Here is a 14,302-nt window from a genome sequence, read left to right on the forward strand (position 1 = left end):
GTGCTCCGTACTCAGGTGGACAGCAGACGGGCCGCACGCATCTGCAAGTAGCGCGTCTCGGGAACGCTCAGCGTACGCTTGGCCGCCAACTGGTACGCCTCCCGGGCCGCTTCGGTCTCGCCCGCCCGCTCCAGGAGATGGGCGCGCACGGCATCGAGCCGGTGATGGCCCGCCAACCGGTCCTCCAGCGAGGCGACTTCGGCGAGCCCGGCACGCGGCCCGTGCACCATGGCGACGGCGACGGCCCTGCTCAGTTCGGCCATGGGCTCGGGAGTACGGCGTACAAGAATGTCGTAGAGGGCGAGGATCTGCGGCCAGTCCGTGTCGTCGGCGCGCGCCGCCTCGTCGTGCAGCGCGGCGATCGCCGCCTGGAGCTGGTAGGCGCCCGCGGGGCCTTGCGACAGGGCCTTCTCGACAAGCGCGGAGCCCTCCTCGATCGCGCGCCGGTCCCAGCGCGAGCGGTCCTGCTCGTCGAGCGGGATGAGCTCCCCGTGGGGGCCGGTGCGGGCCGCGCTGCGGGCCTCGGTGAGCAGCATCAGGGCGAGCAGTCCGGTCACCGCGCCCTCGTCGGGCAGCAAGGGGCGCACGGACCGGGTGAGCCGGATCGCCTCGCGCGCCAGATCCGCGCGGTGCAGGTGACTGCCGGAGGTCGCCGTGTAGCCCTCGTTGAAGATGAGGTAGAGCACCTGGAGGACGACCGCGAGCCGCTGATCACGGTCCTTCGGGTACGGCTGCCGAAAAGGCACCCCCTTGACCTTCGCCTTCGCCCTGCTGATCCGCTGCGCCATCGTCGCCTCGGGCACCAGATGGGCGCGGGCGATCTCGGCCGTGGTCAGACCGCCGACGGCACGCAGCGTCAGCGCGACCTGCGCGGTTGGGCCGAGCGCGGGATGGCAGCACAGGAAGAGCAGGGTCAGGGTGTCGTCGTCGGACGGGGCGCGGCTCTCGCCAGGGGCAGGCGCCGTGAAGGCGTCCCGGGGCGACAGCTGGGCCGCCTCTTCCTCGCGCCTGCGCCGCGCCTCGTCGCTGCGCAGCTGATCCATGAGCCGCCGCGACGCGACCCTGATCAGCCAGCCGCGCGGGTTCTCGGGGACGCCCTCCTTGGGCCATTGCCGCGACGCGGCCAGCAGTGCCTCCTGCACGGCGTCCTCGGCCTCGCCGAAGTGCCCGTACCGGCGCAGGAGCGCGCCGAGGACCTGCGGCGCGTGCAGGCGCAGCAGGTCCTCGACCAGGGGTTCCCCGTTCAGCACGCGGCGTCGGGGCCGCCCATGATGGGGCGGATCACCACGGGGTAGAGGGGCGCGCCCTCGGGGACCGGACACTGCTGGATGCGGTTGGCGATCTCGGTCACGCGGTCCAGGCTCGCGCAGTCGAGGACCCAGTACCCGGCGAGGACTTCCTTCGTCTCGCCGTAGGGACCGTCCGTGATGACCGGGCGGCCCTCCTTGTCCACGTCGACCAGGCGGGTCTGGGCGGGCTCGGCCAGACCCTGCGCGTCGACGATCTCGCCGGACTCGGCCAGGTCGTCGTTGAGGGCGCCCATGAAGCCGAACATCGCCTGCAGATCCTTCTCGCTCCAGGACGGGCTCGTCGCGTTCGCCTTGCCGCTCTGCGCCTCGTAGTCCGCCTGCGTGCCCTGCACCATCACCAGGTACTTCATGACGTCACTCCTCGACTGTGCGGTGGTCACCCCTTGCGGGCAACTCTCACAGGGGACGTCGGGGCGGACCACTCGTTCTCGACATCACGGCGGAATGTTTTTGAAGAAATCCGGAAGGACGCGCCCGACCGCCGCCCCGGCCCCTCACCCACCAGGACGTTTCGGTGGTCGCCGAATCGACACGCGGCTACGGTCCGGGCATGACCTACGCACATCGAGCCGATCAGTTCCGCGCCCTGCACCGCGCCGGTGAGCCCCTGCTGCTGCCCAACGCGTGGGACCACGCCTCCGCCGCCGCGCTCGCCCACGGAGGCTTTCCCGCGATCGGCACCACCAGCCTCGGTGTGGCGTCCGCCGCCGGCAAGGCGGATGCTACGGGCGGCACACGGGAGGAGACCGTGCAGTTGGCCCACGGCCTGGCCCGGCTGCCCGCGCTGGTCACCGTCGACATCGAGGGCGGCTTCAGCGAGCGGCCCGATGAGGTCGCGGCGCTCGCGGCGGAACTGGCCCGGTCGGGCGTCGTGGGCGTCAACATCGAGGACGGGCGCCCGGACGGGACGCTGACCGGCACGGCACAGCAGTGCGAGCTGATCCGCGCCGTCAAGGAGAGCGTCCCCGACCTGTTCGTCAACGCGCGCACGGACACGTACTGGCTGCGCGCCGGGGGCGCGGAGGAGACCGAGCGCCGGGCATCGGCCTACCGACTGGCGGGCGCCGACGGCCTGTTCGTCCCGGGTCTCCAGGACGAGGAAGCAATCGCGGGCCTAGTCGCAGGGGCGATCGACATCCCGCTCAACATCCTCTACGCGCCCGGCGCCCTGGCCTACCGGCGTCTCGCGGAACTCGGCGTGCGCCGGGTGAGCAGTGGCTCGCTGCTCTTCCGCGCCGCGCTGCACGCCGCCGTCGGGACGGCACACTCGATCGCGCGGGGCGGCGCCGTACCGGAGGACCTGCCTTCGTACGCGGACGCCCAGGCGCTCTCCGCTGCCTTCGGCGAGGGGGTCTAGGCCGCCGGCTTCTTGTCCCCGTCGCCTTTCTCGTCCCCGTGCCCCGGCCACCACGCCGCGTGCCCGATCAGGGCCGTCAGCGCGGGTGTGAAGATCATCGCCATGACGAAGGCGGCGATGAGGATGCCGAAGGAGAGCGAGAAGCCCATCTGGGAGAGCGTCGAGTTGCCCGCGAGCATCAGCGTCGCGAACGTACCCGCGAGGATCACGCCCGCCGAGCCGATCGTCGGGCCCGAATGGCGCACCGCCGTGCCCGCCGCGTCGTGCGGGGTGCGGCCCTCGCGGGCCTCCTCGCGCAGCCGCGACACCATCAGGATGTTGTAGTCCGTGCCGAGGGCGACCACGAACAGATACATGATCACGGGCAGCATGAACATCAACCCGGGCTGGCTGCCGATCTGCTGGAAGAGCAGCGAGGTCGCGCCCAGGGTCGCGCCGAAGCCGAGGGCGACGGACACCATCAGGTACCAGGGCGCCACCAGGCTCCGCAGGAGCAGGCCGAGGATGACCATGATGGCGAGCGCGGCTACCGGGAAGACAACGGAGTAGTCGCGGTCCACGGCCTTGTTGATGTCGACGTACACCGCCGTCGTCCCGCCGACGAGTGCCTCGGTGCCGCTCGGTGCGTCCTCGTGGGCGATCGGGCGCAGCCCGTCCTTGACCGTCGCCAGGGCCTTGTCGGAGGCGGGCGGGTCCGAGAGGATCACGTCGAACGACGCCGTCGTGCCGTCCTTGTTCATGCGGGGAGCGGAGACCTGGCCCACGCCCTGGACGTCCTCGAGCTGTCCCCGGAAGGCGGCTGTCCGTGCCTTCGGGAGCGGTCCTTCGTCCGTGGAGGTGAGGTAGACGGAGGTCGGGTCGGTGGAGCCTGCCGGGAAGCCCTTCTGGAGGTTCTCCAGGGCGACCATCGACTCCTTGTCCTTGGGCAGCGAGGAGCCCGCCAGGTCGAAGTTGGCCCGGTAGCCGAGGGCGCCAAGGGTGAGCGCGCCCATGAACACCGCCGACACCAGGGCCCAGACGGCGGGCTTGCGCGCGATGGAGGCGCCCAGCCGCGCGAACCCGGTGCCCTGCGGCTCCCGCTGCCACGACTTCGAGGGCCAGAACACCTTCGTGCCGAGCAGCGAGACGACGGCGGGGACCAGCGTGAGCCCGGCGAGCAGCGTCACGAAGACCGCGATGGCCAGGGCGGGCCCCATCGACCGCAGCATGCCGAGCGAGGAGAGCGTGAGTGCGGCGAACGCGACGATGACGGCGCCCGCCGCCGAGGTGATCGCCTCGCCGACCCGCTCCACGGCGTGCACCATGCCGCCCTTGGGATCCTCGCCCGCCCGCAGGGCCTCTCGGTAGCGGAAGAGCAGGAACAGGATGTAGTCCGTGCCCACGCCGAACAGGACGACGGTGAGCAACTGCTGGATGGAGGAGTCGGCCTTCATGTCGAAGGCCTTGTTCGCTGAGGCGATCAGACCGGTCGCCATCGGCGAGATGAGGCCGATCAGGACCACGGGGAGCAGCGCGATGATCGGGCTCCGGAAGATCACCAGGAGCAGCACGATGATGATCACGATCGTGCCGACCCCGACGAGCAGTCCGGCCCGTTCCGACGCGTCGCTCTCGTCGAGCGCCTGCGCGGCGGAGCCGGTGATCCCTGCGGACAGGTCCGTGCCCTTCAGCTCGGGCTTGAGAGCGGACCGCAGGTCCTTGACCGCGTCCTGCTGTGCGGTGTCCTCGGGGTTGGTGAGCTTCGGCATCGCGACGACCGACGTCTGCACGAGTTTGTTGGGCGAGACCGCGCCGGGCACGACCGCCTGCACCTCGGGGATCTTCTTGGCCCGCAGATCCTTGGAGATCCGGGTGACGTCCGCGGAGTCGGCCGCCGTCAGCTTCCCGCCGTCGGAGCGCTGGAAGACGATGATGGCGCCGACGTTCTGCTGTTTGGGGAACTCCGCTTCCTGAACGTCCGCCGCGCGGATGGACTCGTAATGATCAGGGAGGAAGCTCGCCTCGTCGCTGCTGGAGGTGAGTTTCGGCGCCAGGGAGATCACGGCACCGGCCGCCACCACCCACGCCAGAATGATCCACCACGGGCGACGGACCACGAAACGGCCCAGGCCAGAGAACATCGGCTGCTGCCTCTCCCTCGCCCCCGAGGCGTAACAGATGCGTTCCGACCAAGGATCTTCCGGACCGGGCGACCCCGCCACTTGAGCCGTTCGGTGCAGCGGCGGGGCGCGCCTGCGGACGCTTGAGGGCGCCCGCGGACCGTCAGAAGTTGATCATGTGCCCGGCCAAGCCGTGCACCGCTTCCTTGACCGCCTCGCCGAGCGTCGGGTGCGCGTGGACGTTGCGCGCGACCTCGTGCACGGTCAGGTCCCACTGCTGGGCCAGGGTCAGCTCGGGAAGGAGCTCGGTGACGTCAGGGCCGATCAGGTGGGCGCCGATGATCTCGCCGTACTGCGCGTCACTGATGATCTTGACGAAGCCGACGGTGTCGCCGAGGCCGTGCGCCTTGCCGTTCGCCATGAACGGGAACTTGGCGACCTTGACGTCGAAGCCCTTCTCCTTCGCCTGCGCCTCCGTCCAGCCGAAGCTGGCGATCTGCGGCTGGGAGTAGGTGGCGCGCGGGATCATCGGGTAGTCGAGTTCCATCGTCTCGGCGCCGGAGAGGGTCTCGGCGGCCACGATGCCCATGGACTCGGCGGTGTGCGCGAGCATCAGCTTCGCCGTGACGTCACCGATGGCGTAGATGTGCGGCACGTTCGTCCGCCCGCGGCCGTCGATGTCGATGGCGCCGCGCTCGGTCAGCGCCACACCCGTCGCCTCCAGGCCGAAGCCGGTGACGTTCGGGGCGAAGCCGATCGCCTGGAGGACCTTGTCCGCCTCCAGGACCTCCTGCTTGCCGTCCTTGCCGGTCACGGTGACCTTGACCTGCGGTCCCGACTCGTCGATCGACTCGACGCGGGTCGAGGTCCTCACGTCGATGCCGAGCTTGCGGTACTGCTTGGCCAGCTCCGTCGAGACGTCAGCGTCCTCGAGGGGCGCGATGCGGTCCAGGAACTCGACGATCGTGACCTTCACGCCGTAGTTGTGCAGGACGTAGGCGAACTCGATGCCGATGGCGCCCGCGCCCGCGATCACGATGGACTGCGGCACGCTGTCGGCGAGGATCTGCTCCTCGTACGTCACGACCCGCTCGGAGCGCCGCGTGCCGGGCAGCAGCTTCGGCGTGGCGCCCGTGGCGATGATGCAGTTCTCGAACGTGATCGTGTCCGTGGTGCCGTCCGACTTGGCCACCTTGAGCGTGTTCGCGTCGAGGAAGGTGCCCCGGCCGTCGAACTCCGTGATCTTGTTCTTCTTCATCAGGAAGTGGACACCCTTGACGCGGCCGTCCGCGACCGTGCGGCTGCGGTTGAACGCCTCGCCGTAGTCGAAGGACACGTTCCCGTCGACCTTGATGCCGTACGTCTTCTGCTCGTGCGTGAACAGATGGGCCAGCTCGGCGTTGCGCAGCAGCGCCTTGGTCGGGATACAGCCGACGTTGAGGCAGACACCTCCCCAGTACTTCTCCTCGACGACCGCTACCCGCTTGCCCAACTGGGCGGCGCGGATGGCGGCCACATAGCCGCCGGGTCCTGCTCCGAGCACGACGACGTCGAAGCGGTCTTCCATGGGGAGGTCCTCTCTGATGGTGCGTATCGGGTGTCTGGTGGTGCGTAATCGGGTGGTACGTGACGCGCGCACGTCCGATCATGCGCCATCCGGCCGTCTCGCGGGCGGCCGGGTGTCCGATGTCATGCCGCCCGTTCCCGTCCATGCCCTCAACCACCGCTGTGGGCAAGCCAGTTGGTGATCGGTGCCGGGTTCACCCGGCCGAGGGCCACGGGATAGTGTCGCCGTGACGGAGCAGCAACTCGTATCCCTCTGAGTAACCCATGTCCCTCTGAGCAACCCATATCCCGCTGGGAGAGGTGGAGAACGCACTGTGGCCGCGGACGACCTGTCGATGGATACGTCCATCCCCTTCGACGTGCCGACGTCGGCACGCGCCTACGGCTGGATGCTCGGCGGCAAGGACAACTACGCGGTCGACCGCGAATTCCTGTTGCGGACGCTGCCCGACTTCCCCGAATGCGTCGACATCGCCCGGCAGAACCGCGCGTTCCTGTTCCGCGTCGTGCGCCATCTGACCGAGGCGGGGATCCGCCAGTTCATCGACATGGGCTGCGGTCTGCCGACCGACGACAACGTCCACCAGGTCGCGAGGCGCTTCGCACCGGACACCCGTGTCGTCTACGTGGACATCGACCCGATCGTCCTCGCGCACGGCAGGGCGCTGCTTGCCGACGACTCCACCACCACCGTCATCCACGGTGACATGCGCGACCAGGACGCGATCATCGGCCACCCCGACATGACCCGCCTGATCAACTTCGACGAGCCGGTCGCGGTGCTCTTCCTGTCGGTGGTGCACCACCTCACCGACGACGACGGCCCCTGCGGCGTGCTGCGCACGATCATCGACCGCGCCGCCCCCGGCAGCTACCTCGGCCTCTCACAGGTCGTCGCCGACGACCCGGTCCGCGGCGCCGCGATGAGCGCGCACATCTCCGGCGGCGGAGTCCCCTGGCAGACCCGCACCCCGGCCGAACTCGACACCCTCCTGAACGGTCTTGAGCCGGTCGAGCCGGGCCTGGTGAACCTGGTCGACTGGCGCCCCGACGCCGACCAGCCGCCGCTCGCCCCGGTCCACGAGGACCTGGCCCCCTACCTGGGAGCCACCGAGCAGAGCAAGGGGATCTACGAGTACGGGGGTTTGCTCCGCAAGGCATAGCCATACACAATGGTGTGCATGATCCAGCACCTGACCGCCGCCGTGAGGACCTTCGGGGTCCCATGGCGTCGTGGGTGCGAGCGATCGGGTCGCTAGCTGCCCGGGAATCCGTTCCCGAGCTGTCCGGGAATCCGTTCCCGACCGTCCGGAGTTCCCTCTCCGTGACGCCGCCCGTTCACTCACCACTGAAGGATCACCATGACTGTGGTTTCTCCCGCGACCGCGGCTTCCCCCGCCGTCGCTCCCACTCTCCGCGACGCCCGCGTCCCCGCCGACGGCATGTACGAAGGCCGCCGCACTCTGCGCCGCGTCCCCGAAGACTGGGAAGAGCGTCCTTACGAGCTGATCGACGTCGTCCCCCAGGGGCGTCTCATCGGCGCCGAGATCCGCGGCGTCGACCTCGCGGAGCCGCTGACGCCCGCGCTGCGCGAGGAACTGAACCGCGCACTCCTGGAGTGGAAGGTGCTCTTCTTCCGGGGTGCCGACATCACCTCCGAGCAGCAGCGCGCCTTCGCCCTCAACTGGGGCGACCTGGAGACCAATCCGCTGCTCGCGCGCGGCTCGGCCGACGACGTCGTCCGGTTCGACAAGGGCGGCAGCGGCATCCCCACGTACGAGAACGTCTGGCACGCCGACGTCACCTTCCGTGAGAACCCCGCGCTCGGCGCCGTCCTGCAGCTGCGCGAGGTGCCGCCGGTCGGCGGCGACACGATGTGGGCGGACATGGCGGCCGCGTACGACAACCTCCCCGACGAGGTGAAGGCCCGCATCGACGGGGCCCAGGCGGTGCACGACTTTATCCCCGGCTTCATCCGCTTCTACGGCCCCGAGAAGCTGATCCCGCTCCAGGAGCAGTTCCCGCCGGTCACGCACCCCGTGGTGCGCAGGCACCCGGAGACCGGGCGGAAGATGCTCTTCGTGAACACCTCCTTCACCACGCACATCGTGGGCATGGAGCGGGCGGAGAGCGACCGCCTCCTGAGCTACCTGGTCCGTCAGGCGCAGGTCCCGGAGTACCAGGTGCGGTTCCACTGGCAGGCCGGTGACGTCGCCTTCTGGGACAACCGCTCCACCCAGCACTACGCGGTCGACGACTACGCCCCGCACCGTCGCGTGGCCGAGCGCGTCGCGATCGCGGGAGACCGTCCGTACTGACCCTTTCCGCGGAGGAACCCGATGTCAGCCGCAACGCGCTTCCCGTTGACTCCCGAGCCGATCCACGTCCCCGACGCGGTGCTCGACGACCTCAGGGAGCGGCTGCGGCTGACGAGGTGGCCCGACGACGTCGGTAACGAGGACGGGTACTACGGCGTCCGCCGCGGCTACCTCCAGGAGCTGGCCGACCACTGGCTGCACCACTACGACTGGCGCAAGGCCGAAGCGGCGATCAACTCCTACGAGCACTACCGGGTCACGGTCGACGGCGTGCCGGTGCACTTCATGCGCAGGCCCGGCGTCGGCCCCGCCCCGACCCCGCTCATCCTCACGCACGGCTGGCCCTGGACCTTCTGGCACTGGTCCAAGGTCGTCGACCGGCTCGCCGACCCCGCCGCGTTCGGCGGTGACCCGGCCGACGCTTTCGACGTCATCGTCCCTTCCCTGCCGGGCTTCGGCTTCTCCACGCCGCTGCCGGACCACCCCGACATGAACTTCTGGAAGGTCGCCGACCTCTGGCACACCTTGATGACCGACACGCTCGGCCACGAGAAGTACGCCGCCGCGGGATGTGACGTCGGCGCTCTCGTCACCGGTCAGCTCGGCCACAAGTACGCCGACGAACTGCACGGCATCCACATCGGCTCCGGCCTGAAGCTCACCCTCTTCAACGGCGACCGGGGCTGGGACCTCAGCGGCGGACAGCCGATCCCCGAGGGGCTTTCCGAGTCCGGGCACAGCCAATTCCTCTCCCTGGAAAGGCGGTTCGCCGCCCACCTGGCGGTGCACGTGCTCGGACCGAGCACCCTCTCCTACGGGCTCAGCGACTCGCCGGTCGGTCTGCTCGCCTGGATCCTCGAGCGCTGGGACAAGTGGAGCGACAACCGCGGTGACGTGGAGAGCGTCTTCTCCAAGGACGACCTCCTCACCCACGCCATGATCTTCTGGGTGAACAACGCCATCGGCACGTCGATCCGCTACTACGCCAACAACAACCGCTACCCCTGGACGCCCTCGCACGACCGCCGGCCGGTCATCGAGGCGCCGACCGGCATCACCTTCGTCGGCCACGAGAACCCGCCCGGCGTCACCACCACCGAGCAGCGCGTCCGGAACTGGCTCGCCGGCGACCGTGCCGAGTGGTACCACCACGTCAACCTCACCGCGCACGAGAGCGGCGGCCACTTCATCCCGTGGGAGATCCCCGACGGCTGGGTGGACGACGTGCGCCGCACGTTCCGAGGCCGACGCTGAGCCGCTGACAACCCCCCTCGCTCAACGCTCAAGCACCCGCTGCCACTTGACCTCGCCGTCCTGCCACTCGTCCGTGGGGGAGAGCCCCGCGGCGGTGGCGACGGCGGCCGATGCCCGGTGGTCGGGGTGGACGTGCGCGATGACGCCGCGCACGTCCGGCAGCCCCGCCAGCCAGCCGACGAGGCCGCGGGCCGCCTCCACCGCGATGCCCCGCCCCTGCCAGGGAGTCCCCACGACCCAGGCGATCTCGGCGACAAGGCCGCCGCTGCCGTCATCGGCGGGTCCGACCGTCGCCTGCACGGTCCCCGCCAGACAGCCCTCGTCGCGCAGCCGCAGCACCCAGTTGCACCAGGAGACCGCCGGGTCCGGTGCCCCCGCGGTCATCCGCCTGTAGCGGGCACGCAGGGCCTGCGGATCGTCGGGAGCGCCTCCGATGAAGTCATGCAGCCCCGGGTCGGCGAGCACGACGGCCATCTCATCGGCGTGCTCGACCTCAAGAGGTACGAGGACGAGGCGAGCGGTGCCGATCTCCTGGGCGAGGACCGTGGGCACGATGACTCCTTGGGCGGGGCGGATTGTCAGTGGTGGCTGCGAGTATCCGGGCCATGAACCCATTCCGCCTCACCGACCTCGAAGAAGCCGTGCGCGGCAGCTGGGGCCCTGACACCTACCCGTCGGACTCCTCCCGTCCCTGGCCCCCCGACAACCCGGCCCGCGGCCAGTGCGGCGTCACCGCGCTGCTCCTCCAGGACCTGCTGGGCGGCGAGTTGATACGGGGCGAGGTGCGCGTCGCAGACGAGTGGACCGACCATCACTGGTGGAACCGCCTCGGCATGGGCCTGGAAGTCGACCTCACCCGCGAACAGTTCCGCCCGGAGGAGATCGTCAGCGGAGGAATCGTCATCCCACGCCCCGCGCAGATCAACCGCCTCCGCGAGGAGTACGAGCTGCTGCGCGGCCGGGTCCTGGAGAAGCTGGGCGGTCCATGGTGAGACGGGAACGGCGGCCGAGCAGGAAAGCCTGCTCGGTGGCGTTCTCGGTGCGGGCCAGTGCGGCGTCGTAAGCCTGGATCGCTTCTTCGGTGCGGCCCAGGCGGCGGAGCAGGTCGGCGCGGATGGCGTGGAAGAGGTGGTAGCTGTCGAGAGCGAGGTCGTCTACCAGGGGCAACGCCTGGGCGGGGCCCTTGACTTCGGCCACCGCGACGGCGCGGTTGAGGGCCGCGACCGGGCTCGGGGCCACGGCGAGGAGCTGGTCGTACAGCTGGAGGATCTGGCCCCAGTCCGTGTCCGCCGCGGTCGGCGCGTCGCTGTGCACGGCGTTGATCGCGGCCTGGATCTGGTACGGCCCGGGCCGGTCGCGGCGCAGGCAGCGGCGGACGAGTGTCTGGCCCTCGGTGATCAAGGTCTGGTCCCACAGGCCTCGGTCCTGGTCGGCGAGGAGGACGAGCTCGTCGTCCGCGGTGGTCCTGGCCGCCCGCCGCGACTCGGAGAGCAGCATCAGCGCGAGCAGACCCAGGGCCTCCGGCTCGTCGGGCATCAGCTCGGTCAGGAGCCGTCCCAGGCGGATCGCTTCGGCACAGAGGTCCTCGCGGACGAGCGCGTCCCCCGCACTGGCCGTGTACCCCTCGTTGAAGACGAGATAGATGACGGCGAGCACCGCGCGCAGCCGGTCCGGCAGATCGGCTTCGTGGGGGATCCGGTACGGGATGTGCGCGTCGCGGATCTTTCCCTTGGCCCGCACGATCCGCTGGGCCATGGTCGGCTCAGGCACCAGGAAGGCACGCGCGATCTCCGTGGTGGTCAGGCCGCCGAGTAGCCGCAGCGTGAGGGCGACCCGCGCCGCGGGGGCGAGCGCCGGATGGCAGCAGGTGAAGATCAGACGCAGTCGGTCGTCACGCACGGGGCCCTCCCCGGCCGGTGTCTCCTGGGCGTGCAGCAGCGCGGCCTGCGCGTGCCGGTCCTCGCGGGAAGACTCCCTGCGGAGGCGGTCGATCGCCCGGTTGCGGGCGGTGGTGATGATCCAGCCCGGCGGGCTCGGCGGCAGACCGGTGGACGGCCACCGCTGCACCGCAGTGGTGAACGCTTCCTGGACCGCCTCCTCGGCGATGTCGATGTCGCCGAAGACGCGGACCAGGACGGCCACCGCGCGCCCGTACTCCGCGCGGAAGATCCGCTCGGTCACCTCCGACGTGACCCGCGGGGCATCCGACGTCACTAGCGGGATCCCTCTTGCAGCGGCCTGACCTCGATGGGCAGGGTGATGGCACGGGCCACCTTGCGCCCCCAGGCGAGCGCCTCGTCCAGGTCGGCCGCCTGGATGACGGTGAACCCGCCGAGATGCTCCTTGCCCTCGACGTACGGGCCGTCGGTCGTGAGCACCTCGCTGTCCTTGAGCCGCAGCACGGTCGCCGTGCTCGGCGGGAAGAGGCCCCCGCCGAAGACCCAGGCGCCCGCCTCCCGGATCTCGCTCTTCACGGCCTCGAGGTCGCGCACGATCGGTTCGAGGACCTCCGGCGGCGGTACGTCGCCGTCGGGCTGATAGATGCTGAGCAGGTACTGGTTCATGGCTGCCTCTCTTTGACGGATCACCCCGCGTGTCGGCCGGGTGCCGACCCCTCACTGTCTATACGAACGGCGACCGTACGGATCGACATAGGACGCGAAAGATCCGCCGAGTATTTCCGCCGGGTGATTCCGGCTAGCGGTCGGAGATGATCGCGTCGAGATGCCGCAGCGCCGCCGTCACCCTCGCCGGATCGTCGAAGAACGGGTCGTCAGGGACGGGCAGCGACCCCGCGAGGGCGAGCCCGCGGCCCCGCGCCCACGTCGCGTCGTCGACGTCGACCGCCGCGCGGAAGGCGCCCCGGGCCTCGTCCGGGAGAAACAGCCACGCGGGCAACAGGTCCACCGCGGGGTCGCCCACGGCCAGCGTCCCGAAGTCGATGACGGCACTCAGGCGGCCGTCGACCGCCAGGAGATTGCCGGTCGCGAGGTCACCGTGCACCCACACCGGCGGACCGCCCCACGCGGGCGCCGCGAGAGCCGCCTCCCACACGGCGGTCACCGCGTCACTGTCGACGATCCCCGCCACCTTCAGCTTCGCGATCTTGGATCGTACGAGGGAGTCGGCGAACAAGGAGTCGCACTCGGTGCCCACGCGTTCCCCGCGGAAGGCGTTGCTGAGCCTTGGGCCCGGACCGCCAGCGGGGTCGATCCGCCGCAGCGAGGTCACGAATCCGGCGAGGTCGGCCGCCGCCCCGAGCGGATCGGCGAGGGAGCCGGTGGTCGCGGTCTCGCCCTCCAGCCACCGGTAGACGGACCAGGGGAAGGGGTAGCCCTCGCCGGGCACGCCCTTGCCCAGCGGCTCGGGGACGGTGAGCGGCAACTGCGGGGCGAGCCACGGAAGCCACCGCTGCTCCGCCTCCACCTGCCCCACCCAGCGGCGGTAGCGCGGCAGCCGTACGGACATGTCGTCGCCGAGCCGGTACGTCGCGTTGTCCATGCCGGACAGCGGGACCGGCGCGAGCGGCAGGTCCGCCCACTGGGGGAACTGCGCCGCGAGCAACCGGCGTACCAGGTCCACGTCGTCGGGTCCGCCTGATGGCATAGGTACAACCCCCGGTCATGAACAGCGCCTTGGACGTCGCTCGGGGCGTCGTCCAAGGCGCTGTCGTGGATGTCGAGGCCTCATCCCACCGTGAGGGCCGAGGCCGTGTCCACCCATTTATCTCCGGTCGCGGGGCGAACGGGCTCAGAACGCGAGGGCCGCACCCTCCGCGACACTCGCCCGCATCTCGCAGCTGTTGCCGAAGGTCGTGGACCACGCGACTCGTCTGCCCTGCCACACACCGTCGACGGTGACCACGACGGGCTTCCACTCCTTCGTGCAGGACATGCCGGACGGCTTGCCGACCAGCAGGGCGAACTCGCCGTTGGCGGCGAACAGTTCCGCGCAGGCGGCGGACGCCGAGGGGTGGCTCCCCGAGGCCTTGGGCGTACAGGTCAGGGTCACGGCGCGTTGGATGGTCGCGGTGTCAGCTTCTTCGCCCTGGCCTACGGCGAGAACCAGCGACGAGGGCGCGTAGAGGCCGGTGTGGCCGGCGGGGGCGGCTTTGGACTGGGCCAGCGCCGTGCCAGAGGTTCCGGACATCACACAGGCGGCCACGACAGCGGTGGCGCCCACCGTCTTGAGGAAGAAACGCACGTCAACTCTCCTTTGTTGTGGGGGTTTTCCTGACTTTCTGCTTGCAGACGGGAGTTTTGCCGGTGCGGAGAGTGATCGCCAACTGTGTGGTCGATTTCCGGATGCCTGTGTCCGCTCAGCGGTCACCGAATGACCGTTCGGGCAGCTCAGGGCTGACGGGGGAGGCGCGGGGGAGGTGGGTGAAAGGTGTCCAAC

The 14,302-nt window shown here is 70.0% G+C and carries 14 protein-coding genes; 5 read left to right on the top strand and 9 right to left on the bottom strand.

The genetic code is table 11. From position 1 onward, the window contains the following. Positions 1 to 11 precede the first annotated feature (11 nt). Together ACWFRJ_RS23170 and ACWFRJ_RS23175 are read right to left on the bottom strand one after the other, a co-directional pair. A complete protein-coding gene (locus ACWFRJ_RS23170; protein ID WP_453533950.1) occupies positions 12 to 1,250 on the bottom strand; it encodes an RNA polymerase sigma factor in 1,239 nt (412 codons plus the stop codon). Next, complete coding sequence (locus ACWFRJ_RS23175; protein ID WP_453533953.1) at positions 1,244 to 1,660, bottom strand: YciI family protein; 417 nt, start codon at positions 1,658 to 1,660, stop codon at positions 1,244 to 1,246. The genes ACWFRJ_RS23170 and ACWFRJ_RS23175 overlap by 7 nt, the downstream gene beginning before the upstream one ends. 200 nt (positions 1,661 to 1,860) lie before the next feature. Here ACWFRJ_RS23175 and ACWFRJ_RS23180 point away from each other — a divergent pair, with 200 nt between their 5' ends. Further along, the gene (locus tag ACWFRJ_RS23180) at positions 1,861 to 2,667 is read left to right on the top strand and encodes an isocitrate lyase/PEP mutase family protein (RefSeq protein WP_453533956.1); all 807 of its coding nucleotides are present in this window, start codon (positions 1,861 to 1,863) and stop codon (positions 2,665 to 2,667) included. Here ACWFRJ_RS23180 and ACWFRJ_RS23185 read toward each other — a convergent pair. After that, complete coding sequence (locus tag ACWFRJ_RS23185) at positions 2,664 to 4,787, bottom strand: MMPL family transporter (protein ID WP_453533959.1); 2,124 nt, start codon at positions 4,785 to 4,787, stop codon at positions 2,664 to 2,666. The two genes, ACWFRJ_RS23180 and ACWFRJ_RS23185, sit on opposite strands and share 4 nt — an antisense overlap. A gap of 142 nt (positions 4,788 to 4,929) precedes the next feature. After that, positions 4,930 to 6,333, bottom strand: coding sequence for a dihydrolipoyl dehydrogenase (gene lpdA, locus ACWFRJ_RS23190; RefSeq protein ID WP_453533962.1), 1,404 nt, complete (start codon positions 6,331 to 6,333; stop codon positions 4,930 to 4,932). 313 nt (positions 6,334 to 6,646) lie between these two features. On the opposite strand from lpdA, the gene ACWFRJ_RS23195 reads away from it, so the two are divergent. The 3 genes from ACWFRJ_RS23195 (at position 6,647) to ACWFRJ_RS23205 (ending at position 9,904) form a co-directional block, all read left to right on the top strand. Next, positions 6,647 to 7,495 carry an SAM-dependent methyltransferase gene (locus tag ACWFRJ_RS23195; RefSeq protein WP_453533965.1) on the top strand — a complete coding sequence of 283 codons (849 nt, stop codon included), beginning with the start codon at positions 6,647 to 6,649 and terminating at the stop codon, positions 7,493 to 7,495. Positions 7,496 to 7,774: 279 nt separating this feature from the next. Further along, on the top strand, positions 7,775 to 8,650 hold the full coding sequence (locus tag ACWFRJ_RS23200) for a TauD/TfdA dioxygenase family protein (RefSeq protein WP_453534614.1): 876 nt from the start codon (positions 7,775 to 7,777) through the stop codon (positions 8,648 to 8,650). Positions 8,651 to 8,671: 21 nt separating this feature from the next. Beyond that, on the top strand, positions 8,672 to 9,904 hold the full coding sequence (locus ACWFRJ_RS23205) for an epoxide hydrolase family protein (RefSeq protein ID WP_453533968.1): 1,233 nt from the start codon (positions 8,672 to 8,674) through the stop codon (positions 9,902 to 9,904). 21 nt (positions 9,905 to 9,925) lie between these two features. Here the strand turns inward: ACWFRJ_RS23205 and ACWFRJ_RS23210 are convergent, their stop codons facing one another. Then, positions 9,926 to 10,456, bottom strand: coding sequence for a GNAT family N-acetyltransferase (locus ACWFRJ_RS23210; RefSeq protein ID WP_453533971.1), 531 nt, complete (start codon positions 10,454 to 10,456; stop codon positions 9,926 to 9,928). Between the two features lie 53 nt (positions 10,457 to 10,509). Here ACWFRJ_RS23210 and ACWFRJ_RS23215 point away from each other — a divergent pair, with 53 nt between their 5' ends. Beyond that, positions 10,510 to 10,896 carry a YunG family protein gene (locus ACWFRJ_RS23215; RefSeq protein ID WP_453533974.1) on the top strand — a complete coding sequence of 129 codons (387 nt, stop codon included), beginning with the start codon at positions 10,510 to 10,512 and terminating at the stop codon, positions 10,894 to 10,896. Here the strand turns inward: ACWFRJ_RS23215 and ACWFRJ_RS23220 are convergent. The 4 genes from ACWFRJ_RS23220 to ACWFRJ_RS23235 form a co-directional block, all read right to left on the bottom strand. Then, complete coding sequence (locus tag ACWFRJ_RS23220; protein WP_453533977.1) at positions 10,826 to 12,118, bottom strand: RNA polymerase sigma factor; 1,293 nt, start codon at positions 12,116 to 12,118, stop codon at positions 10,826 to 10,828. The genes ACWFRJ_RS23215 and ACWFRJ_RS23220 overlap by 71 nt on opposite strands. Then, entirely contained in the window at positions 12,118 to 12,468 is a 351-nt protein-coding gene (locus tag ACWFRJ_RS23225; protein ID WP_453533980.1) for a YciI family protein, read from the bottom strand. Before ACWFRJ_RS23225 ends, ACWFRJ_RS23220 begins: the two co-directional genes overlap by 1 nt. Before the next feature lie 133 nt (positions 12,469 to 12,601). Beyond that, positions 12,602 to 13,510, bottom strand: a complete 909-nt coding sequence (locus ACWFRJ_RS23230) for an aminoglycoside phosphotransferase family protein (RefSeq protein ID WP_453533983.1) — start codon at positions 13,508 to 13,510, stop codon at positions 12,602 to 12,604. A gap of 144 nt (positions 13,511 to 13,654) precedes the next feature. Then, positions 13,655 to 14,053, bottom strand: a complete 399-nt coding sequence (locus tag ACWFRJ_RS23235) for a subtilase-type protease inhibitor (RefSeq protein ID WP_453534617.1) — start codon at positions 14,051 to 14,053, stop codon at positions 13,655 to 13,657. Between the last annotated feature and the right edge of the window lie 249 nt (positions 14,054 to 14,302).

The sequence above is a fragment of the Streptomyces sp. NPDC055239 genome, from assembly GCF_053606205.1.